This window comes from Acinetobacter sp. CY79, from assembly GCF_059515845.1.
In genome coordinates, this window is the sequence record NZ_JCAKMY010000024.1 from 34643 (window position 1) to 56933 (window position 22291).

16 protein-coding genes and 3 pseudogenes are annotated in these 22291 nt (G+C 38.7%); 12 read left to right on the forward strand and 7 right to left on the reverse strand.

Annotated features, from left to right (window positions below):
• Positions 1-213 precede the first annotated feature (213 nt).
• Positions 214-4056: a trifunctional transcriptional regulator/proline dehydrogenase/L-glutamate gamma-semialdehyde dehydrogenase gene (gene putA / locus AC5YCE_RS11075; RefSeq protein WP_496172077.1), complete on the reverse strand. Its 3843-nt coding sequence runs from the start codon at positions 4054-4056 to the stop codon at positions 214-216.
• A 118-nt stretch (positions 4057-4174) separates the two neighbouring features.
• Between putA and AC5YCE_RS11080 the strand changes: the two genes are divergently transcribed.
• The gene (locus AC5YCE_RS11080) at positions 4175-4663 is read left to right on the forward strand and encodes an Lrp/AsnC ligand binding domain-containing protein (RefSeq protein WP_496125915.1); all 489 of its coding nucleotides are present in this window, start codon (positions 4175-4177) and stop codon (positions 4661-4663) included.
• 93 nt (positions 4664-4756) lie between these two features.
• Here the strand turns inward: AC5YCE_RS11080 and putP are convergent, their stop codons facing one another.
• Positions 4757-6250: a sodium/proline symporter PutP gene (gene putP / locus AC5YCE_RS11085; protein ID WP_496172078.1), complete on the reverse strand. Its 1494-nt coding sequence runs from the start codon at positions 6248-6250 to the stop codon at positions 4757-4759.
• Between the two features lie 427 nt (positions 6251-6677).
• On the opposite strand from putP, the gene aspA reads away from it, so the two are divergent.
• Both aspA and AC5YCE_RS11095 read left to right on the forward strand, forming a co-directional pair.
• The gene (aspA, locus tag AC5YCE_RS11090; protein ID WP_496172079.1) at positions 6678-8135 is read left to right on the forward strand and encodes an aspartate ammonia-lyase; all 1458 of its coding nucleotides are present in this window, start codon (positions 6678-6680) and stop codon (positions 8133-8135) included.
• A 183-nt stretch (positions 8136-8318) separates the two neighbouring features.
• On the forward strand, positions 8319-9230 hold the full coding sequence (locus AC5YCE_RS11095) for a DUF4349 domain-containing protein (protein ID WP_496172080.1): 912 nt from the start codon (positions 8319-8321) through the stop codon (positions 9228-9230).
• 174 nt (positions 9231-9404) lie between these two features.
• Here AC5YCE_RS11095 and AC5YCE_RS11100 read toward each other — a convergent pair whose 3' ends face one another.
• Positions 9405-10127, reverse strand: a complete 723-nt coding sequence (locus AC5YCE_RS11100; protein ID WP_496172081.1) for an SIR2 family NAD-dependent protein deacylase — start codon at positions 10125-10127, stop codon at positions 9405-9407.
• Complete coding sequence (locus AC5YCE_RS11105; protein WP_496172082.1) at positions 10124-11086, reverse strand: LysR substrate-binding domain-containing protein; 963 nt, start codon at positions 11084-11086, stop codon at positions 10124-10126. The genes AC5YCE_RS11100 and AC5YCE_RS11105 overlap by 4 nt, the downstream gene beginning before the upstream one ends.
• 242 nt (positions 11087-11328) lie before the next feature.
• Between AC5YCE_RS11105 and AC5YCE_RS11110 the strand changes: the two genes are divergently transcribed.
• From AC5YCE_RS11110 to AC5YCE_RS11120, 3 genes are all read left to right on the forward strand, one after another.
• Complete coding sequence (locus AC5YCE_RS11110) at positions 11329-12549, forward strand: acyl-CoA dehydrogenase (RefSeq protein ID WP_496172083.1); 1221 nt, start codon at positions 11329-11331, stop codon at positions 12547-12549.
• 220 nt (positions 12550-12769) lie between these two features.
• Positions 12770-14212, forward strand: a complete 1443-nt coding sequence (locus tag AC5YCE_RS11115) for an MFS transporter (protein ID WP_496172084.1) — start codon at positions 12770-12772, stop codon at positions 14210-14212.
• Positions 14213-14292: 80 nt separating this feature from the next.
• Positions 14293-15525, forward strand: coding sequence for a CaiB/BaiF CoA transferase family protein (locus AC5YCE_RS11120; protein ID WP_496172085.1), 1233 nt, complete (start codon positions 14293-14295; stop codon positions 15523-15525).
• Positions 15526-15614: 89 nt separating this feature from the next.
• Here AC5YCE_RS11120 and AC5YCE_RS11125 read toward each other — a convergent pair whose 3' ends face one another.
• Together AC5YCE_RS11125 and AC5YCE_RS11130 are read right to left on the reverse strand one after the other, a co-directional pair.
• The gene (locus tag AC5YCE_RS11125) at positions 15615-16526 is read right to left on the reverse strand and encodes an alpha/beta fold hydrolase (protein ID WP_496172086.1); all 912 of its coding nucleotides are present in this window, start codon (positions 16524-16526) and stop codon (positions 15615-15617) included.
• Positions 16527-16595: 69 nt separating this feature from the next.
• On the reverse strand, positions 16596-17144 hold the full coding sequence (locus tag AC5YCE_RS11130; RefSeq protein WP_496172087.1) for a PadR family transcriptional regulator: 549 nt from the start codon (positions 17142-17144) through the stop codon (positions 16596-16598).
• A 147-nt stretch (positions 17145-17291) separates the two neighbouring features.
• Between AC5YCE_RS11130 and AC5YCE_RS11135 the strand changes: the two genes are divergently transcribed.
• The 6 genes and pseudogenes from AC5YCE_RS11135 to AC5YCE_RS11160 form a co-directional block, all read left to right on the forward strand.
• Positions 17292-19316 carry an oxidoreductase gene (locus AC5YCE_RS11135; RefSeq protein WP_496172088.1) on the forward strand — a complete coding sequence of 675 codons (2025 nt, stop codon included), beginning with the start codon at positions 17292-17294 and terminating at the stop codon, positions 19314-19316.
• A gap of 89 nt (positions 19317-19405) precedes the next feature.
• Positions 19406-19813 (forward strand): annotated as a pseudogene (locus AC5YCE_RS11140) (nuclear transport factor 2 family protein).
• Positions 19814-20054: 241 nt separating this feature from the next.
• Positions 20055-20274, forward strand: a pseudogene (locus tag AC5YCE_RS11145) (alpha/beta hydrolase); the annotation flags it as partial.
• A gap of 40 nt (positions 20275-20314) precedes the next feature.
• Entirely contained in the window at positions 20315-20782 is a 468-nt protein-coding gene (locus tag AC5YCE_RS11150) for a hypothetical protein (protein WP_496172089.1), read from the forward strand.
• A 5-nt stretch (positions 20783-20787) separates the two neighbouring features.
• Positions 20788-21183, forward strand: coding sequence for a hypothetical protein (locus AC5YCE_RS11155; RefSeq protein WP_496172090.1), 396 nt, complete (start codon positions 20788-20790; stop codon positions 21181-21183).
• A gap of 74 nt (positions 21184-21257) precedes the next feature.
• A pseudogene (locus tag AC5YCE_RS11160) lies at positions 21258-21629 on the forward strand (transposase family protein); the annotation flags it as partial.
• 162 nt (positions 21630-21791) lie between these two features.
• On the opposite strand, the gene AC5YCE_RS11165 reads toward AC5YCE_RS11160, so the two are convergent.
• Positions 21792-22291 (reverse strand): IS982 family transposase (locus AC5YCE_RS11165; RefSeq protein ID WP_496172056.1); only part of this gene is annotated, 500 nt, incomplete at its 5' end.

Genomic DNA, 22291 nt, shown 5'->3' on the forward strand with positions numbered 1-22291 from the left:
TCGAAATAATCTTTTATTACGGGAATTAACTGAGCTGAAATGGGCCATTCAATTTTTAAAATCTAATGCTGTTCTTGGTTATTTCTAATCTACGATATGTTCTCAATACAATTAAATATCTGAGTTGAAAGTAGCATCGTTTAAGATGATTAACTCAAAATAAAAAAGCAGTCCTGAGACTGCTTTTTTAATTCAATAACTTGGAGAAATCCCTTAACTTTCTAAAGTCATCAAGCTTGCATTACCACCTGCAGCAGCCGTATTAATACTCAATGCACGTTCGATGATTAAAGGCTCAATACATAATTGGGTTTGATTCTCTTCGAAATGGCTGATCGCAATAATTGCACCATCGCGCTTAGCAATTTGATCTTGTAGCTGAGTCAATTGGGCTTGAGTACCGTGATGGAAAACAGCATCAAATTGACCAGATTCAATATTTGAAATGCTATGAATGTTTTGGCGCAATTTCTCAGGCATTTTAGACAAATGTTGGAGCACAAAAGTATGATCCGCCAATACGGTCAGTTGAGCACCAACAGCGAAGATGGTATTCATTTGCGCTAAATACTGCTGTTCAGTTTGAGCGATACTTAATACACGTTCACGGGGTAAAACCGTATATTGATTCGATTCACCTGTCGGACCAGGTAATTCATAAATACCGACTGGAGAGTAAACCTCTGTCAAATCAACTTGAGGGAATTGTTGTTTTGCCCAAGTCCTGAACATCGCATAAATTGAATGGTCATGCTCTGAAGTGTGATGTGCAGTTTGGTTTGCGACAGTAAGCTGATTGAGCATACCAAAGGGTTGTTTAAAGCTTAACGTATTGGGTTGCATCAATTTATAAAGGTAGAGCGGTCCACCTGCTTTAGGACCCGTCCCAGATAAACCTTCGCCTCCAAAAGGCTGAACACCGACGACAGCACCCACAATATTGCGATTGATATACAGGTTGCCGACATGCGCTTTTTGAATTACGGTTTGAATCGTTTCATCAATACGCGTATGTAAACCCATCGTTAATCCGTAGCCTTTGGCATTAATGTGTTCAAGTAATTGATTGAGCTCGCCATATTTATAGGTGATCACATGCAATACCGGACCAAAGACTTCTCGTTTAAGATCATCCAAATGCGGTAATTCGATCAATGTCGGTGGAATAAAAGTACCTTGGTTGAGATTTTCAAGATTTTTGGAATTTTCACTATTGTTTGAGCTTTCAAGCTTAAATTGATGAACGGGATAGCCCTTTGATCGCATCATTTCAATATGATTTTGAATATTTTGCTGTGCCTCGGTATCAATCACAGGACCGACATCAGTATTTAACAATTGTGGATTACCCAATTTTAATTGTGCCATTGCACCTTTCAGCATTTGAATCAATACGTCAGCATTGTCTTTTTGCACACAAAGGACACGAAGGGCAGAGCAACGTTGACCCGCACTATCAAATGCTGAATTGACAGCATCTAGAACCACTTGTTCTGTGAGTGCTGAAGAATCAACAATCATCGCATTTTGACCACCGGTTTCTGCAATGAGCGGTATCGGTTGTCCTGAAGGGCTTAAGCGTTTCGCCACAGTCTTTTGCAAAATCTTGGCAACTTCAGTCGATCCAGTGAACATAATCCCGTGAATACGATGATCACTCGAAAGTTGAGCACCCACAGTTTCACCGCGACCTGGTAACAGTTGTAAGACAGCTTCAGGAATACCCGCTTCACGTAAAATACCGACAGCTAAACCTGCAATCAACGGTGTTTGTTCCGCAGGTTTTGCAATCACGCAATTACCAACGACTAATGCCGCTGAGATTTGACCTGTGAAAATGGCCAATGGGAAATTCCATGGGCTGATACACAAGATTGTTCCCAAAGGCTTTAATTGCGTAGGACGACCAAATGAAATCGCTTGAGATGCGTAATATCTTAAGAAATCGACAGCTTCGCGAACTTCTGCAATCCCATTGGCATAGGTTTTACCGCTTTCACGGCTCAGTAAAACCATGAGTTCTTGGATGCGTGATTCCATAATGTCGGCAGCTTTTAATAACATTGCTGCACGGTCTTCATTTGACACTAATGTCCAAGCTTGATTTGCATTTTGAGCTTGTTGCAAAGCTTGATCAACTTGTTCATGTGTCGCTTCAATCACAGTACCAACATGATCTGTATGGTTTGCTGGATTGATAATCGCTTGAGCAATCGCTGTATCTTTTTGAGATACGAAATTAATTTCAGCGCTAGAACTCGAAGTTTTGAGAGAAGAGGGTTCTTTCGCAAGCATGGGTTGACAATGCCATTGCTGATTAGTCTTTTCCATAACGACACGATTCAGTGCTGTTAAGGTTGAATCATCCGCTAAATCTAAGCCTTTTGAGTTTTGGCGTATAGGTTGGATAACATCGATAGGCAATGGAATAGCCGGGTGCATTTCACCAATATTTGAGGTCACTTTTGCTGTATGCATGATTTCGTGAATAGGATCTTCAATCAAATCATCAATTTTTAAAGTTTTATCAGCAATACGGTTGACGAAAGAAGTATTCGCACCATTTTCAAGTAGACGACGGACTAGATAAGCCAAGAGTGTTTCATGGTTGCCTACTGGGGCATAAATACGACACGGGACATTCAATTTATTTTCAGATTTCGGCCCGACCACTTGCTCATACAGCGGTTCACCCATGCCATGTAAGCACTGAAATTCATACTGACCCACATAATATTGCTCAGGATTTGCCAAATGATAAATTGTCGCGAGCGTTTGAGCGTTATGCGTTGCAAACTGAGGATAAATATAATCTGGTTCAGCTAAAAGCTTCTTCGCACATGCGATGTATGACAAATCTGTATGCACTTTACGTGTAAATACAGGGTAGTCCGACATCCCATCCACTTGTGCCTTTTTAATTTCACTATCCCAATAAGCACCTTTCACTAAACGAATCATCAAACGTTTACGGCTACGTTTTGCTAAATCAACAATATAGTCAACCACGTAGAAACAACGTTTTTGATAAGCTTGTATGACAAAACCAATGCCTTTCCAGTCTGCTAAAGCAGGCTCGAAACATAGGCGTTCGAGTAGTTCGAGTGAGATCTCAAGACGATCAGCTTCTTCTGCATCAATATTTAAACCAATGTTGTAATTCTTCGCCAAGATCGCTAAATCAAGAATCTTCGGATAAAGCTCATCGTGTACACGTGAAATTTGTGAGCGTTGATAACGTGGATGTAGCGCAGAAAGTTTGATTGAAATCCCTGGACCTGTATACACGTCTTTGTCTTGTGATGCTTTACCAATCGCATGAATAGCTTGCGTGTAATCTTCGAGATAACGATTAGCATCTTGTTCAGTAAGGGCTGCTTCACCGAGCATGTCATACGAATAGCGGAAGCCTTTTTCTTCTAATTTTTCAGCATGTTCTAAAGCTTCTTCAATAGTCTCACCGGTGACGAACTGTTCACCCATCATACGCATAGCCACATCGACCGCTTTACGAATAATGCCACGACCACTACGTGCTAAAAGTGAGGTCAACATACTCGATAAACTTTGCTGTTTCGGTGTTTCCATCAATTTACCGGTCAGCATCAACCCCCATGCTGCAGCATTGACAAACATCAGATTACTTTGACCTAAGTGATCTTTCCAATTGCCTTGGTTAATCTTATCTTTGATCAATAAATCACGCGTTGCACTGTCAGGAATACGCAGAAGCGCCTCTGCTAAACACATCAAGGCAATGCCTTCTTGAGAGGAGAGCGCAAACTCTTGGAGTAAACCTTGTACGATGCCCGCTTTACCACCTGAGCTTTTGCGATCACGTAAGCTATGCGCCAAATTAAAAGCAAGATCATAAATTTTCTGATTTAATTCCTGATCGATTGCAGTGTGATGAATCAGGTTTTGGATACATTCAGATTCATCACGGCGCCAAGCAGTATTTACTGCTGACTCATAATCATTTTTGTCTTTAAATTCGGTAATATACTCAAAGCTAGGGCTTAATATTGTGGCTTGAGTAGATTTTATGGTGTTCATATCCACGTCCTGTGAAGCATTAAAAATTGTTGAATGATTTGCCTTATATAATTTATCATTACAGAAAATATGACGAATAACTCACTATATTTTGGCTTATCTTTAGAGAATAATACTTATGTCAAACAATGGACTGACACTCGACCGCATCGATATTAAAATTTTAGATATTCTTCAAAAAGATGGAAAAATCTCGAATATTAAATTAGCTGAAGCAGTCAATTTATCTGCAACGGCGGCACTTGCACGTGTTCAAAAGCTCACTGCTGAAGGTTATATTTTAGGTTTTGAAGCCAAGCTGAATCCCAATTTGTTAAGAGCTAATTTTGTGGTTTTTGTGGAGATATTGCTTGATAAAACCACACCGAATGCACTGGAAGCATTTTCGGAAGCTGTTTTTGAATACCCTGAAATTATGGCATGTCATATGATTAGTGGGGGCTTCGATTTTCTGGTCAAGATCTGTTGCGCGAATATGGAAGAGTTTCGCCGTATTTCTGGTCAGGTGCTTTGGCAACTTCCTGGCGTAAAAGAAACGCGTAGTTACCCTGTAATGGAAGTCATTAAAGACAGTTCTCAGATTAAGCTAAGTTATAAGCCAAAATAGCGGGCATGTTGAGCTCTCAGATCTCAATCGATTAAATATAAAAAAGAGGCTGTTCAGCCTCTTTTTTAGTGTAAATATTATCAGTGAAAAGAATTAACCCATTTCGCGTTTATAAATTTCTTCAGATTTATCGAAACGATCAGTGACTTCTTTTTCAGGTGCTTTACCCATCAAGCTCACCAGAACGATACTGATCAATGAAAGTACAAATCCCGGTACGATTTCATATAATCCAAGGTGTCCCAGTGCATTTTTCCACAGGATCACGGTGACAGCACCAACGATCATACCGACCAAAGCACCGTTTAAAGTCATACGTTTCCAGAACAGAGACAATAGAATCAATGGACCAAATGCTGCACCAAATCCTGCCCAAGCGTAGGAAACTAAACCTAAGACCTTGCTCTCAGGATTCATCGCAAGAATGATAGCAAGCACTGAAATTGCCAGTACCATTAAGCGTCCAACCCATACCAACTCATTTTGACTGGCATTTTTACGTAGGAATGATTTATATAAATCTTCCGTTAGCGTACTTGAACAAACCAGAAGTTGACAGCTGAGTGTACTCATAACAGCAGCCAAAATTGCCGCTAAAATTATACCTGCAATCCATGGATTGAATAAAATCTTAGTCAATTCCATAAATACGGTTTCAGGATTGGCATTTACAGCTGCAGCAAGCTCAGGGTGAAGTTGGAAGTAAGCGATACCGATATAACCAACAGCCACAGCACCAGCAAGACATAAAATCATCCAGATCATACCAATACGACGGGCATTTGGAATGGATTTAACTGAATCCGCTGCCATGAAGCGTACCAAGATATGCGGTTGACCAAAATAGCCTAAGCCCCATGCCATTGAGGAAATAATAGCGAGAGCACTAATGCCTGTAAACATATTGGACGCATGTGGACGAGCGGTTTCAATGAGCATCGACAGTTGGGTGGTATCACCTATAGCCAAATACGTCATAAACGGAGCAAGTAACAATGCAAAAATCATCAATCCAGCTTGGAATGTATCCGTCCAACTAATGGCAAGAAATCCACCAATGCAAACATAACTCATGGTAGCGATCGCACTCACCCATAATGCAGTGGTATAAGACAACCCAAAAATACTTTCAAATAAACGAGCACCTGCGACCATGCCTGAAGCACAGTAAATTGCAAAAAACACCAGAATAATGAGTGCAGACGAAATTCTCAGCAGTTTCTTTTTATCACCGAAGCGGTGGGTAAAATAATCAGGCAGGGTTAAGGCATTATTTTGTACTTCTGTATGCACACGTAGACGACCAGCAACCAGATACCAGTTAAACCATGCACCGATAATCAGGCCAATCGCGATCCATGATTCAGAAAGTCCAGTGAGAAAAATAGCACCAGGTAAACCCATGAGCAACCAACCGCTCATATCAGATGCACCTGCTGAAAGTGCGGTCACAAAACTACCAAGACTACGACCGCCTAAAATATAATCCGAAAAATCGGTGGTTTTTCTATATGCATACAATCCAATGCATACCATCGCGATTATATAAAATATAAACGTGACGACGGTGGGGTGGGTAAAATTCATAACTTATCCTTTTGTCATAATGAGTCAATTCTTCCAAGCATTGATTTTTAATTATGTGTGGCGAATTAATCAGCTGATTCAACCATAGAATCATTTTTTTTGACTGTGATTTTTATAATGCGATTATGAGCATCTTCTGTATCTAATTGTACAAATGGATACAAATGGAAAAAAGGGATTTTAAAACTGTAATTCCATCTATAAAAAATTATGCTTTATTAATCCATCAAAATCAGCATTTACTCAATTCTAGAAGTTGCTTTTTATAATTTAATTTATGCCATTTACAAGAGTTAACAATGGGTACAATCTAGCTATACTTAATAATAATGTTTAGCCAAAAGCGTATCAATTATGCCTATTTAAAAAGGACAATAGGCATATGATGTTTGGGTACATATTACAATTCTAATGAGTGAGTCATAACATGGAAACGGTTCAACCTCTAGCAGTACGTATTGAAAAAGATTTATTGGGAAATCGTGAAGTTCCAATGGATCAGTATTATGGTATTCATACTTTAAGAGCCTTAGATAACTTCAAGATTTCTAAGCATACAGTAGGTGAGCAAAGTCACTTTATTCGTGCTTTGGCACAAGTGAAAAAAGCATCTGCACAAGCCAATCAAAACTTCGGATTATTGGCAGAAGAAAAAAGTATTGCGATTCAGAAAGCATGTGATGTTTTAATCGATCATCCAGAGCAATGGGCGTCTTCATTTCCAAGTGATGTTTATCAAGGGGGTGCAGGAACCTCGATTAACATGAACAGTAATGAAGTTATTGCCAATATTGCCCTAGAAATACTGGGATATGAAAAAGGTAAATACGATATTATTCATCCAAATGACCATGTAAATAAATCTCAATCCACCAATGATGTATATCCAACCGCATTAAGACTGGCGACTTATTATGCTTTAGATGGATTATTTGAAGTCATGAATAATCTGATTAATAGTCTTTTATTAAAATCAAGTGAGTTTAATTTTGTATTAAAAATGGGGCGAACTCAATTACAAGATGCAGTTCCAATGACGCTTGGTCAAGAATTCCATGCATTTGCAACATTATTAAAAGAAGATATTCGACTGATCAAAAAAACACGTCATTTATTATTAGAAATAAATTTGGGTGCAACTGCCATTGGTACGGGTGTGAATACACCACATGGTTATGCAAATATTGCCAATCAATATTTATCTAAAATTACAGGGTTAAATTTAATTGGTGCGGAAGATTATGTTGAGGCAACCAGTGACTGTGGTGTCTTTATTATTTTATCGAGTACATTAAAACGTTTAGCCGTCAAACTTTCTAAGATTTGTAATGACTTGCGATTATTAAGTTCAGGACCACGAACAGGGTTGGCTGAAATTCGTTTACCTGAATTACAAGCAGGTTCATCCATTATGCCTGCAAAAGTGAATCCGGTCATTCCAGAAGTGGTCAATCAAATTGCATTTAAAGTCATTGGGAACGATTTAACCATTACCTTTGCTGCAGAGGCAGGGCAATTACAGTTGAATGTGATGGAGCCTGTGATTGCTGTATCGATGAATGAATCCATTGAACTTCTAGTGAGTGCGATTCAAACACTCGATGAAAAATGTGTGCAAGGTATCGTTGCAAATGAACAAACATGTTTCGATGCCGTCATGCGTAGTGTCGGGATCATTACTTTGCTTGATCCAATTTTAGGTCATGCGAAATGTGATGAAATAGGGAAGCAATGTATTGCTGAAAATAAAACGATTCAAGAAGTTGTATTGGAGCAAGGTTTATTGACGCAAGCTCAGCTTGATCAAATTTTCTCTTTTGAAAATATGATCTCTGAAATTGCGGTTGAGGCTTATGAAGAAACTGAAGTTGATCGTGTAAGTTAATTGCATTGAAGCTTTATAGATCAACTTTAAGATTTTACTAATTTCAGACTTTTCAGAAAGATGATGCATATGCATCATCTTTTTTTATAACAATTCATTACTTTAGAACGAATAATCAACATTTATACTTGCCCAGCAAAATAACTATTTTTAGATTTTTCTAATACATTAAGTAGACTTGAAATGAATAATAAATTTTTAATTGCACTTTTATGTGCGATTACTTTAGCGGGTTGTTCAAAAAGAACTGAAGAAGCATCAGCAGATGTTGAGGCAAATGCTGAACAGGTTGTCGCGGCAGATGCGGCGGATGCTCAAGCTGCTGTCGATGCAATGACCAATGAGCCAAATACAACGCCTGTTACTGAACAAAAGCCTGATGTGATATTGAATACAGACGTTAATCCTGCTGAATCTGCTCGTCGTATGGTTCGAGAAGCAAATATCAACTTTAGCGCGCAGGATGTTGTCAAGACCACGCTTGCAGTGGAAAAGATTACGCTAGAGGCGGGTGGATTTATTGAACAAAAGAATATCGACTTTAATGTTGTCGATTCTAATCGACAAAGTATTGCTGAAGGTAAGGTTAAAGTTTTTGAAAAAGTTGATCCACTTGCATCCATGGTGATTCGTGTTCCGAGTGAACGTGCAGCCAATGTGGTGAATCAACTTTTACCTTTGATGTATTTTTTAAATCAACAACAATACTCAGCTAAACGTTATGAACTCAGACTGCTTGAAGATAAAATTTCTCAAACGCAGACTGTGCCAAGCGATACACGTAATGCTCAGATGAATGAAATTGCACGACTGACTCGTATGGAAGTACAAGATCGAGTTCGTTATAGCACCATTACGCTTGCGATCAGTCAGCCTACCTTGGTTCGTGAGCGTATAGATATTGATGTTGATGCAGTTGCACGACTCAATGGTGATAGTTTCTGGAAACGCGCATGGAATGGAATTCAATATGGCTGGCGTTTTGTTCTAGATTTATTGGTGATCATGATTACGTTTTGGCCACTCTATCTGTTAGCGATGGTGATTTTCCTTCTGTATCGTCTATGCAAACCGTGGATCAATAAAATGAAATAAAATGGTAGAGGGTTAACCTTCATCAATATGAACCAGTGATTGACAGCTTTAAGTCAAAGTTGATCACTGGTTTTTTGTTTTTATACGAAATGGATTGTAATTATTTCTGAATTTGAATTGTGTAGATGCAAATATTTTAGCCGAAGAAATTGGCACTATAACGGATTAAAATTTTTAAATAAGTTTTAGAATTTGATGCATTCCTTCAGTTGCAGTCATCTTTAAACATTGGTACTGATCGGGTACACGAGAGTGATCTGCCTGAGGGTCAATATAGAACGCTTGGCATTGTTTAGAAATTTCATAGATTAATCCTGCAACAGGATATACCGTCAATGTAGAACCAATCACGATAAAAATATTAGCATTTTGAATAATCTGTATGGCTTCATCGTAAGCTGGGACGGCTTCGCCAAACCAGACCACATGCGGTCTTAAGGGATAACCCAGTGGACATAAATCACGATCTAATTTGAGTTCATCCCCTGTAATGAGGTAAAACTCCTGACTATATTGAGCATTGGGCCCAGAACTTTTAGCAAGACGAATATTGCCATGTAAATGTAATACGATTGAACTTCCCGCACGCTCATGTAAATCATCAATATTTTGAGTAATTACTTGTACATCATACTGATTATTCGATTCTAATTCTGCGATGGTCTGATGCGCTGCATTGGGTTTAGCTTCGGATATATTTTTACGTCTTTCATTATAGAATCGTTGCACAAGTTCAGGATCTTTCGCCCAAGCTTCGGGCTTAGCAACATCCTGAATATCATAATTTTCCCATAGACCATTGCTGTCACGAAAGGTACTAATTCCACTTTCAGCACTCATGCCTGCACCAGAGAAAATCACTATCTTTTTGATTGGCTTTTTGATTCCGCTGTTCATTCATTAGCTCCAAAAGGATATGGGGGTGCTTCATTTTGTAATTCGAGTTGAATCCAATCCACAAATTTTTCAATGAGCATTGAATTTTCCTGACTAGAATGCACAAGATAATAAGATCGAACGCCTGTAAGTTTTTTATCGGTAGCCATCACCAGTTCTGATGATTCCAATTCTTTTTTGATCAGCATTTGAGGGATCAGTGCCATACCCATGCTATGTGTTGCTGCAACAGCGAGCATAGAAAAAAGTTCATGGCGCTGTCCTTCAAAAGGTTTGGGGTGTTCAATTTGATGCTTTTCGCACCATTCCTGCCAAATATTCAAACGAGTCGTTTGTTGTAGCAGAGGCAGTTGAATGATCTGTTCTGAGTCGAGATCATAACAATGAGGATTTATCTTTTTAGCATCAGGAAAATGTTTTTCGATCAGTTGTGGTGAACAGACGGGTACGACATCTTCATTCATTAAAAAATGGGTTTGTGTACCTGGCCAATGGTCAATTTGTTGTTGCGTACCTGCATAAATGGCAGCATCAAATATATTTTCATTAAATAAAAAAGGTTTCGTACTGGTTTCTAAATGAATGGTGATTTCAGGATGAATCTGATTAAACCGTTGTAATTTAGGCAGTAGCCAGCGAGTGGCAAAAGTTGGTACAACGCCTAATTTTAAAGTTCCACCTAAACCTTTGTGTGTAATGACATCTAAAGTACATTGCTCCAAGCCAATTAAATAAGGCTTAATACTTTGATAATACTGCTGACCCGCTTGAGTCAATTCAACGCCATGTCGTGTGCGGTTAAATAAGCTTAAACCCAGTAAGTCTTCTAGCTGTTGGATTTGTCGGGATACAGCACTTTGGGTAATAAAAAGCTCTTGAGATGCGTGGGTATAACTCTGATGTTTTGCCGCAGATTCAAAACATAACAGTCCCTGTAGAGATGGAATAGTTCGCCGCATGGATGAGTCCTTGATCCATTGAGGTATAAGTTAAATACATAGTTAATGCTTTAATCTATGCAAAATATTCAAATTTTAAAAGCATTGATTTGAAATTAGACATTTAAAACACGCTTATTTATTCAATTTAAATTTAGATATTCCAAAATAGCATATCTGCATGCATATATATCGTTTGAATTATAGCGAACACAGACATAGCATCAAGATGAAAATAATGATCTAAATAAGCAGAGGATGCTATGAATCAAATGGTCACGACAAAAAAAGCAAAAGTTCAATTCAATTGGCAAGATCCATTTTTGATCGAACAACAGTTAACCGAAGATGAGCGCATGATTCGCGATACTGCATTTGCTTATTGCCAAGAGAAACTTGCACCACGTGTACTTGAACAATTTCGTCATGAAAAAACAGATGTGACTATTTTCCGTGAGATGGGTGAGCTTGGCCTCTTAGGCCCAACCATTCCAGAACAATATGGTGGTGCGGGACTCAATTATGTGAGTTACGGATTAGTTGCTCGCGAAATTGAGCGTGTCGATTCAGGTTATCGTTCAATGGCAAGTGTGCAAAGTTCATTGGTGATGGTTCCCATTAATGAATTCGGCTCTGAAGAGCAAAAGCAAAAGTATTTACCAAAACTTGCCACAGGTGAATACATTGGCTGTTTCGGCTTAACTGAGCCTGATCATGGCTCTGATCCGGGCAGTATGATTACTCGAGCGAGAAAAGTAGAGGGTGGCTATCGTTTAACTGGTGCCAAAATGTGGATCACCAATAGCCCAATAGCTGATGTCTTCGTGGTGTGGGCGAAAGAAGTCTCTGCTGAAGGCAACGTTGGCGACATTCGTGGTTTCATTTTAGAAAAAGGTTGGGAAGGTCTTTCAGCGCCTGCTATTCATGGCAAAGTGGGCTTACGTGCATCGATCACGGGTGAAATTGTGATGGATAATGTTTTCGTTCCTGAGGAAAATGCCTTTCCAGAAGTGCGCGGATTAAGAGGTCCATTCACTTGCCTAAACAGTGCTCGCTACGGTATTGCTTGGGGCGCGATGGGTGCAGCAGAATTCTGTTGGCATGCTGCACATCAATATACGATGGATCGTAAACAATTTGGTCGTCCATTGGCAGCGAATCAATTGATTCAAAAGAAGCTTGCAGATATGCAAACTGAAATCGCTTTAGGTCTACAGGTGGCTTTGCGCTTTGGTCGTATGAAGGATGAAGGTATTGCATCTGTTGAAGGTACATCTCTAATTAAGCGTAATAACTGTGGTAAAGCCCTCGATATTGCACGTGTAGCACGTGACATGATGGGTGGAAATGGCATTAGCGATGAATTTGGTGTTGCTCGACATCTAGTGAATCTTGAAGTTGTGAATACTTATGAAGGTACACATGATGTCCATGCACTCATTTTAGGTCGTGCCCAAACAGGTATCGCAGCTTTCGCGAATTAAAGATATCTGTTGGTGTACATCTGAGGGAATCAGGATGATTTCCTCAATCAACGAATCAATTTAATAATATATTAAAAAAGGATTCATCGAGAGTCTATAGAGATGCTTTGCCCTTTAAAAATTATAAACTGATATAAAAACAAGAATAATCATAAGTTTATATAGGGAAGTATTTAAGCTTAGAACCGATGACTCATTTGGGAAAATGAGGGTATGGATGATGAATAATGAAATACAAAATAGTGATGTGATGGGATTAAAACTTCCTTCAAATGTGGGTACAGCACATAAGATCACGTCGAAAACATGGAAGCTGGCTTTTATATTTGCATTTGTCTCGCTGGTAATCGACGGCGTAGATATCATGTTGCTGTCATTTAGTTTAACCAGTTTAAAAGCTGAATTTGGCTTAACCAATTTTGAAGCAGGGATGTTAGGCAGTGCTTCATTGGCAGGTATGGCGCTAGGTGGTATTACGGGGGGATGGGCTTGCGACAAATTTGGTCGTGTAAAAACGATTGCTTGGTCAGTGGTTTTCTTTTCGATTATGACCTGTATTTTGGGTTTTACCCAAAGCTATGAGCAATTTATGATTTTACGCTTTATTGGTGCCTTTGGTTTGGGTTCACTTTATATGGCGTGTAATACCTTGATGGCTGAATATGTTCCCACCAAATATCGCACAACCGTACTGGGAACACTTCAAACGGGTCAAACTGTGGGTTATATCGTCGCAACTTTAATGGCAGGTGCGATTATTCCTGATCATGGCTGGCGTATGTTGTTTTATGTCACCATTATTCCAGCGGCTTTTGCTTTAATCTTTATGCGTTATGTACCTGAGCCTGCATCTTGGCAAGAAGCAAAAATTAATCAGCTTAAGCGCAAACAATTAAAGCTTGATCCTATTAGCACACAAGTTAATCAACCGGTTTCAGCACAACCCACGGCTAAAGCGTCTGAAAGTATTTATAAACGTATTTTCAGTCATACCCAACATCGCAAAATGTTCTTGCTTTGGATGACCACGGCCGCGTTCTTACAGTTTGGCTATTATGGTGTAAATAACTGGATGCCGATGTATCTTGAAACTGAACTGAATATGAACTTTAAAGCCCTAACGGGTTATATGGTAGGTGCATATACAGCGATGATTTTGGGTAAAATACTAGCGGGTTATGCAGCTGATAAGTTAGGACGTCGAATAACCTTTGTCTTTGGAACGGTCACGACTGCGGCATTCTTACCTGTGATTATTTTCTTTAATACACCGGACAATATTGCATATCTATTGGTGATCTTTGGTTTCCTATATGGCATTCCCTACGGTGTAAATGCAACGTATATGGCTGAGAGTTTCTCAACAGATGTGCGTGGGACTGCGATTGGCGGTGCATATAATATGGGACGCTTGGGTGCTGCGATTGCTCCAGCGACGATTGGGATGATTGCGGCTGGAAGCTCATTCACCATGGCATTTATTGTGATGGGCGCAGCTTACTTCATCGCAGGTGTGATTCCGGGATTATTGATTCGTGAACGTCAATACGATCCGCAACAATCCTCACTGGTTAATCCAGTCAAAGAAGATAGCAGTATAGCGGGTGGCACAACAACAGAAACGACTGTCAAAGCTGATACGTTAAGCACCAGTAAAACCTAAAAAATAATGAAAGTTTCAAGCTTGGAAGCTTTCTTTGAGAACGTTAAATGCCAAGCTTGAAATGAAGGGAGTGATGGAAAATGGGCGCATTACAGGGAATTCGTGTTTTAGATCTAAGTCGTGTGTTAGCGGGGCCATGGTGCGGACAAATTTTGGCAGACTTAGGTGCGGAAGTGATTAAAATAGAACGTCCAACAATCGGGGATGATACGCGGACTTGGGGGCCCCCTTGGATGATGAGTTCATCTGGTGAAATGACACGTGAGTCGGGCTATTTTCAATGTGCGAATCGGAATAAGTATTCGGTTGCGATTGATATAGCGACAGCAGAAGGTCAAGCATTGGTTCGAGATATTGCGATGAATTCGGATGTGGTCATCGAAAACTACAAAGTCGGTTCATTGGCTAAATATGGGCTGGATTTTGAAAGCTTGAGTGCGATCAATCCGAAATTGGTGTATTGCTCAATCACAGGCTTTGGTCAAACTGGACCACGTGCTGAAGAACCCGGCTATGACTTTGTGATTCAAGGGATGTCAGGGTTGATGAGTATCACCGGTGAAAAAGAAGGCGAGCCGGGAGCAGGATCTCAAAAGGTGGGTGTTGCTGTAGTTGATATTCAAACAGGGCTTTATGCCACTGTAGCCATTCAGGCGGCATTGATCGCAAGACAACATACAGGTCGAGGGCAATATATTGATATTTCATTGTTAGATGTTCAAGTTGCGACATTAGCCAATCAAGGCATGAACTATCTCACTACAGGTGTTTCTCCAAAGCGTATGGGAAATAGTCATCCCAATATTGTGCCTTATCAAACCTTTAAGGCGAAGGATAAAGAGTTCATTATTGCATGTGGAAATGACAAGCAATTTAAAGACTTGTGCGTTGCGATTGGTTTGCCTGAATTATTAGAGGATAACCGTTATGTTAAAAACCAAGATCGTGTTAAACATCGAGTTGAACTGATTCAATATCTGAGTCAGCATTTCTTAACAGACAATGCAAAACATTGGGTAGATGCGATTCATCAGTATAAAGTGCCAGTCGGTGTGATCAACAGCATTGCAGATGCATTTGAAGAACCACAAATTCAGCATCGTAATATGGTTGTTCCAATTGAACATGCCTTAAACGACCAATTCAAAATGATTGCATCACCCATTCGAATGTCGGACACGCCAGTAGAGTATCATCGTGCACCACCGATGTTGGGTGAGCATACCTCTAAAATAATTAGTCGCTATCGTAATGAATCAGAAATTCAAGCCTTAGCAGATAAAGGTGTGATCGAGAACTTCAACTATAAGTAATCGGACAATACGGATTCATTGATCTGAATTTACTGATCATATACATATATAAAGGCTCTGTATCAGAGCCTTTTATTTTGGAAGTTGCTTTAAATATTATGTCTAAGAAATTTGGAAATTTCTTTGCTAAATTTTACAGGTTCTGACGTTAATGGTGTATGTCCAGATCTTTCGAATAGAACCGTATTAGCATTTTGAACTGAGCTTGCAATTTCTAGCTGTCCATCGCGTGGATATAAGGTTGATTTCGCACCAATAAAAAAAGTCGTTGGACATTTTAATGACGCAAGCGCAGCACGATAATCTTCATCGTGATTGAGGTAATTGGAAATGTACCATTTCAAATAATCTATCCGTTTAATCGGCAATACATGATTTTTCAGTTTTGGAATATTCAATGCAAATCTAAAGATTTTAGGAGTGTAAGGATCTAAGGCTTGTAATTGAATGAAATCAAGCCACATTTCCGTTAACTTTTTACGATCTGGTGTAGATAGATCATCAATGAACTTGATAGCACTTCTTTGTGTTAAAAATTCGTCTAAGGATGCTAGTAATTGCTTAAGCTCAGGGTGTTGATCACCAAGCAAACCATAAGCCCATGTTTCATCGCAACTAATTTTTGGCGTTTGGTCGATATGTAAATATGCTTTAATTTTTGAAGCCAAATCTCCATAGTGAAAGCCATGCATGGAAGTGGTTGCCCCCATGGAATATCCCATCAAAATAAATTGATCTAATTGAAGCTGTTCAATGAGACTTTCGACATCACGCCAATGATTTTGTATGGCATTTAGATCTTCGGGAATGGCACAGTGTTTAGAGCCTCCGAAACCACGCCAATCTGGAATAATAAATTGGAATTTATTGAAATTGGGTGCTAGGTAAGGAAACCATTGCCAACTTTGCATGCCTAGACCTGATAGCACCAACACAGGTTCACCACGACCAATGATTCGGACATAAAGGTTTTCGCCGTCAGGCATTTTAAAGTGAGCCATATTTAACCTATTTTTTATTTTTGCAATGTATTTTAATTTTTAATTCCAATTCGGAATATTGGTTAACTTTTATTTCGATGTTTGATCAAATTGTTTAAGCTGATTGATCACGCGTTCTAGCCAATTGATCCAACCTTGTTCGAGTTCGATACCCAACTGCAAAATCATTTTATGAATATAGAGTTTTCGATCTTGATCATTGGAATGGGCAAAGTCTTTATCAAAAATGATTTGATAAAGTTTTAACTGATTTTGATGCAAAATTAAATGACGTTCCAACTCTGGCAGTAAAGTATTTTGTCCTAATTGTGCTTCGACACGTAAACGAACCATCAGTTCTTCACGTAACTGAGCGGGTTGACCTTGTTTATTGAGCCATTCAGTAAGTTCTATTCGACCTGCCAATTCAACTTGGTAGGTTTTTTTTCGACCTGTATCTTTTTCATGATCGATAACTGAAATCCAGCCTTTGGATTGCATAGCACCTAATTCACGGTAGATTTGCTGATGCGTGGCTTTCCAAAAAAATCCCATAGACTTATCAAAACGACGTGCGAGTTCAAAACCTGAGCTCGGTCTTTCAAGTAAACTCGTGAGCAGTACATGGGAAAGTGACATTTTTAATTTTTCTAACAAAATTGATATCGGTCTATTATGCAACATGTTGCACAAAATGCAATTCTCGCTTATAAAGTTATTGAATACGAATGCAACACATTGTACTAAACAACAAAAATGCCAGCGGAAGCCAGCCAAGGAGTACTGATGTCAAATTATCCAAATTTACTTGCGCCTTTAGATTTAGGATTTACTACATTAAAGAATCGTGTCTTGATGGGATCAATGCACATTGGATTAGAAGAAGTACCCGGCGGCTATGATCGAATGGCTGCATTTTACGCAGAGCGTGCGGCGGGTGGTGTCGGCTTAATTGTAACGGGGGGAATCGCACCGAATGATGCGGGGGTGACGTTTGCAGGTGGATCAAAATTAGACACACGAGAAGAAGCTGAAAAACATAAAGTGGTTACCCAAGCTGTACATGATGCAGGTGGTAAGATCGCGATGCAAATTTTGCATACAGGACGTTATTCTTATCAAGCTGATAATGTCGCGCCATCTGCGATTCAAGCACCCATTAATCCAACAAAACCACATGCTTTGACGTCTGCGGAAGTGAACCAAACCATCGCGGATTTTGCCAATTGCGCGAAGTTGGCTCAGTACGCAGGCTATGATGGCGTTGAAATCATGGGCTCAGAAGGCTATTTGATCAATGAATTTATCGCTGCGCGTACCAACCACCGTGATGATGAATGGGGTGGTAGTTATGAAAATCGGATTCGTCTACCCATTGAAATCGTCAAACGTACCCGTCAAGAAGTGGGTGAAAACTTCATTATTATTTATCGTCTCTCGATGCTAGATTTGGTTGAAGGCGGTTCAACCTTAGATGAAGTGATTCACCTTGCCAAAGAAATCGAAAAAGCGGGTGCAACGATTATCAATACAGGGATTGGCTGGCATGAAGCTCGTATTCCAACCATTGCCACCAAAGTGCCACGTGCTGCATTCACATGGGTGACTGAAAAACTAAAAGGTCATGTCAAAGTGCCTTTAATTACTTCAAACCGTATCAATACACCTGAAATGGCTGAGCATGTATTGGCTTCAGGACATGCGGATATGGTGTCTATGGCACGACCATTACTGGCGGATTCTGCATTTGTGAATAAAGCTGAAGCGGGTAAAAGTGATGAAATCAATACCTGTATTGGTTGTAACCAAGCTTGTTTAGATCATATTTTCTCATTAAGGATTGCCACCTGTTTAGTCAATCCACGTGCGTGTTTTGAAACAGAACTAATTTTTAAACAAAGTGAGCAAGTTAAAAAAATTGCGGTGATTGGTGCAGGTCCAGCAGGCTTAAGTTTTGCAACCTATGCTGCAGATCGTGGTCATCAAGTCACTATTTTTGATGCAACGCCTCAAATCGGTGGTCAATTTAATATTGCTAAAACGATTCCGGGCAAAGAAGAGTTCTACGAAACACTACGCTATTTTAAACGTCAAATTGAACTCAAACCAAATATCAAATTAAAGTTGAACCATACCGCAACATTTGAAGAGTTAAATGATTCGGATTTTGATGAAATTGTGGTGGCGACAGGTGTTAGTCCACGTCATCTTGATATTCCAGGAATTGATCATCCGAAGGTCTTGTCGTATATCCAAGTGCTCAAAGATCGCGTGCCCGTAGGTAAGCGCGTCGCAATTATTGGTGCAGGTGGTATTGGTTTTGATACCGCAGAATATTTAACCCATTCAGGTGATAGTTCGAGTTTAAATGCGGATAAGTTTTACGATGAATGGGGCATCGATACGAGTTATGCGAATGTGGGTGGTTTAAAAGAACCTGTGGTTGAGCAGTCTGAACGTGAAATTTATTTACTGCAACGTAAAGCGAAATCAGTAGGTGCAGGATTAGGTAAGACGACAGGTTGGATTCATCGCACAGGATTAAAAAATCGCAATGTGAATATGATCCCGGGCGTGAGCTATGAAAAAATTGATGATGCTGGCTTACACATATTAGTCGATGGTCAGTCGTCGGTGCTTGACGTTGATCATGTTGTGATTTGTGCAGGTCAGGAATCATTCACGGCGATGTTTGATCAACTTCAGCAAGCAGGTAAGTCTGTTCACTTGATTGGTGGTGCTAAAGAAGCAGGTGAATTGGATGCAAAACGTGCGATTCGCCAAGGGGCTGAATTGGCAGTAATCATTTAATTGATCTGACTCCTCTTTGACTCAACATGATCAAAGAGGAGTCAACTTTTTGCAAAAATATAATTAATGAATTAAAAAAGGAATTTTATATGGCGATTCAACAGACTCAACAATCAATTGCACGCTGGCATGAAATGTTAAATAACTGAGATATGTCTATTCTCAATGAGCTATTGGCGGATGATATTGTGTTTCGTTCACCTGTTGCATTTAATCCTTATCCAGGTAAGCCAATTGTATTTTTTATTTTAAGCAATGTGATTCAAATCTTTGAAAACTTCACTTATCACCGTGAGTTTTACTCTGAGGATGGTTTAAATGTTGTATTAGAGTTTTCTGCGAATATTGGCGATAAAAAATTAAAAGGGATTGATATGATTCGTTTTAATGATGTAGGGCAAATGATTGATTTTGAAGTGATGATCCGTCCGAAAAGTGGTATTGAAGCTTTGGCGACTTTAATGGGGCAAAGAATGGCTCAAGCGCCATCTAATTAAGTTAAAACAGTTGAATATGCTGATCAGGGAATGACTTTTACATAACCCGAATCGCGGATAAGGATTTTTCTTTAAAATCATAAGCTAAATGTAATTTTATGATTAATTTTTAGTGCTATCAGATCAAGGTAAATACTTTTTTATGATCAAAATGATGCATAAATCTTAAGATGAATTGTCTCATTGCCTTAAGCAGGATTCGGGTTACATAGCTTTCGTACATGAACTAAAATGAATGTGAAATGTCAAAATACCTTTGAGGATTCTAAATGCAGAAGATGACCTGTCATATTCAAAACTTAGAATCTTATAAAGATATGATTAAAAAAATGGATAATATTGTCGTTATCACAACGAAAAAAGGAAGTCATTGTGGTATCTATGAAGAGGTTAAACATACTTATTCTTGGGCAAATCAGTTGATGGCGGAGTTTTTATTAATTCAAGAAAAAAGTAGATAGAAGTGTTGTTTAAAACGTTGAATATACTTATGGAGAATATGTGAATTTAGATCATATTGAAAAAGAAGTTTTTATTAGAAAAGGTAAAAGTGGCAATAGTAAGTTTTTAAATAATCTTGTACATGAAATTGAATATAGTATGCTTTTAGCGGAAAGTTTTCCTGGTGATATATTTATTTTTTATATGAAAGTTTTATCGGATGAAGATTTACTAAAGACCAAAGGTGTTGAATGGTTTGTGTTCCACTTGTATTTTGATTTCGAGAAGATAAAAGATGCGCAATTAGAACGACTGAAAGAAATTTTGATAAGCACTTCCAAAAATAAAATGATTGATGAAGTCAGATATGTGATTTTAGATCTTTTTTTAAGAAAATTTACTTATAAAGATATGAGGGATATGAAAAAAATTGCGATAGATTTGAATTTGAGTGCTGAAGATAATGATATTGTTTATGCGGTAGATGAAATGATTCTGCGTTATAAATCAGGTTTAATGCAGGATTAGTATTCATGAAAGTGAAGTTTTTTTTTAATTGGACTCAAGAATATGAGGGTGGTGAAATCATTCATTTCCCTTACTTGACCATTACACAGACGCTTGAAAATGGCGAAGAAAAATATTGGAGTGATACAGCTAATTTTATAGGTTCATTTAATACAACTGACTCAATATATAGAATATTAAGTATCATTAAGCTATATAAACTTGAAAATATAATGCGGAAAGTTGAACTTGCTAATTGGAATGGTTCTGCTAAAGCAATTATTGAAGAAGATCATATTATTTTTAAAGAGCGATTTGGCGATGCCTATCACGATGAGATTAATCTTGATTCATTTGTAGAAATACTGGATAAATGGTTAGATTATTTACTAACTGTCAATAAGCAGACTATTTGTTTTTAAATCTTATAGTTGAAGAAATTGATTTCACACACTAGACCTCTTGCGAAAGTAAAAACTATCCCCATATAAATGTCATGAGATATCAGAAATTAAACCATTTTTCAGATTCTGAATTCAAACGCTTGGTTGGCGTACCTCGGCAAGTTTTTACTGAAATGGTCGAGGTTTTAGCAAAAGCAGAATCACTTAAAAAGAAATCAGGGCGTCCTCATACATTAGCGCTTGAGGATCAATTGTTGTTAACGCTCAATTACTTAAGAAACTACAACACTCAGCTAGAATTGGCGGCGCATTATCATATTGCTGAGAGTAACGTGAATCGAACCATAAAAAAGGTTGAGGATGCGTTGATGAAATCAAGGCGTTTTACGCTTCCAAAACGATCTATCACCACAGCAGATGAACACTTTAATTGGGTTATTATTGATGCAACAGAATGTTCAATATAGCTAAAAATCCAATATGAGCTACAATAGAAAAAACACTAAGATTTAGGATCATGCCAAAAACATATTCTGTCGATCTACGCGAAAAAGTCATGCAGTTTTATAAAGAATCACAGCATAAATCCAAAACGTGTGAACTGTTTAATATAACCCGAATCCTGCTTAAGCCGATGAATCAATAATTTGAATTGTTGGCTTATTTCGATGGGTTAATTGATATGCACATAACGAGGCGTAAATTCCACTGAGAAATCCACGAACACTGCGTGCTTCACTCGTCACTAAATTGTATTGACCTTTCAATAGGCTGAATAACGTTTCTATTTTATTGCGCTGTTTTAAGTGATATTCATCTGGCACACTGAGCTCAACAGACCGCATGTTCTTCCGATGATAAGTAATCAAATCAATACCTTGATCTTGTAACCTACTTTTTAATTCTTGGCTGATGTAACCTCGATCCCCATAAAGTTTTGCTTTTATACCAGCAACCAATTGTTCAACCATTTTTATGTCAGCAACATATCCATTCGATAAAGCAGAACAAGCAATTTCACCAAATTGATTCATCGCAATATGTAATTTACAGCCATAAAACCAGCCCATTGAGCTTCTACCACGTGATGCAATTTGGACTAATGATTTATGACGCTGAATACGTT

Coding starts and splice junctions, on each gene's coding strand:
- putA (WP_496172077.1), bottom strand. CDS start 4,056: ATGAACACCATAAAATCTACTCAAGCCACAATATTAAGCCCTAGCTTT.
- AC5YCE_RS11080 (WP_496125915.1), top strand. CDS start 4,175: ATGTCAAACAATGGACTGACACTCGACCGCATCGATATTAAAATTTTA.
- putP (WP_496172078.1), bottom strand. CDS start 6,250: ATGAATTTTACCCACCCCACCGTCGTCACGTTTATATTTTATATAATC.
- aspA (WP_496172079.1), top strand. CDS start 6,678: ATGGAAACGGTTCAACCTCTAGCAGTACGTATTGAAAAAGATTTATTG.
- AC5YCE_RS11095 (WP_496172080.1), top strand. CDS start 8,319: ATGAATAATAAATTTTTAATTGCACTTTTATGTGCGATTACTTTAGCG.
- AC5YCE_RS11100 (WP_496172081.1), bottom strand. CDS start 10,127: ATGAACAGCGGAATCAAAAAGCCAATCAAAAAGATAGTGATTTTCTCT.
- AC5YCE_RS11105 (WP_496172082.1), bottom strand. CDS start 11,086: ATGCGGCGAACTATTCCATCTCTACAGGGACTGTTATGTTTTGAATCT.
- AC5YCE_RS11110 (WP_496172083.1), top strand. CDS start 11,329: ATGAATCAAATGGTCACGACAAAAAAAGCAAAAGTTCAATTCAATTGG.
- AC5YCE_RS11115 (WP_496172084.1), top strand. CDS start 12,770: ATGAATAATGAAATACAAAATAGTGATGTGATGGGATTAAAACTTCCT.
- AC5YCE_RS11120 (WP_496172085.1), top strand. CDS start 14,293: ATGGGCGCATTACAGGGAATTCGTGTTTTAGATCTAAGTCGTGTGTTA.
- AC5YCE_RS11125 (WP_496172086.1), bottom strand. CDS start 16,526: ATGGCTCACTTTAAAATGCCTGACGGCGAAAACCTTTATGTCCGAATC.
- AC5YCE_RS11130 (WP_496172087.1), bottom strand. CDS start 17,144: ATGTCACTTTCCCATGTACTGCTCACGAGTTTACTTGAAAGACCGAGC.
- AC5YCE_RS11135 (WP_496172088.1), top strand. CDS start 17,292: ATGTCAAATTATCCAAATTTACTTGCGCCTTTAGATTTAGGATTTACT.
- AC5YCE_RS11155 (WP_496172090.1), top strand. CDS start 20,788: ATGAAAGTGAAGTTTTTTTTTAATTGGACTCAAGAATATGAGGGTGGT.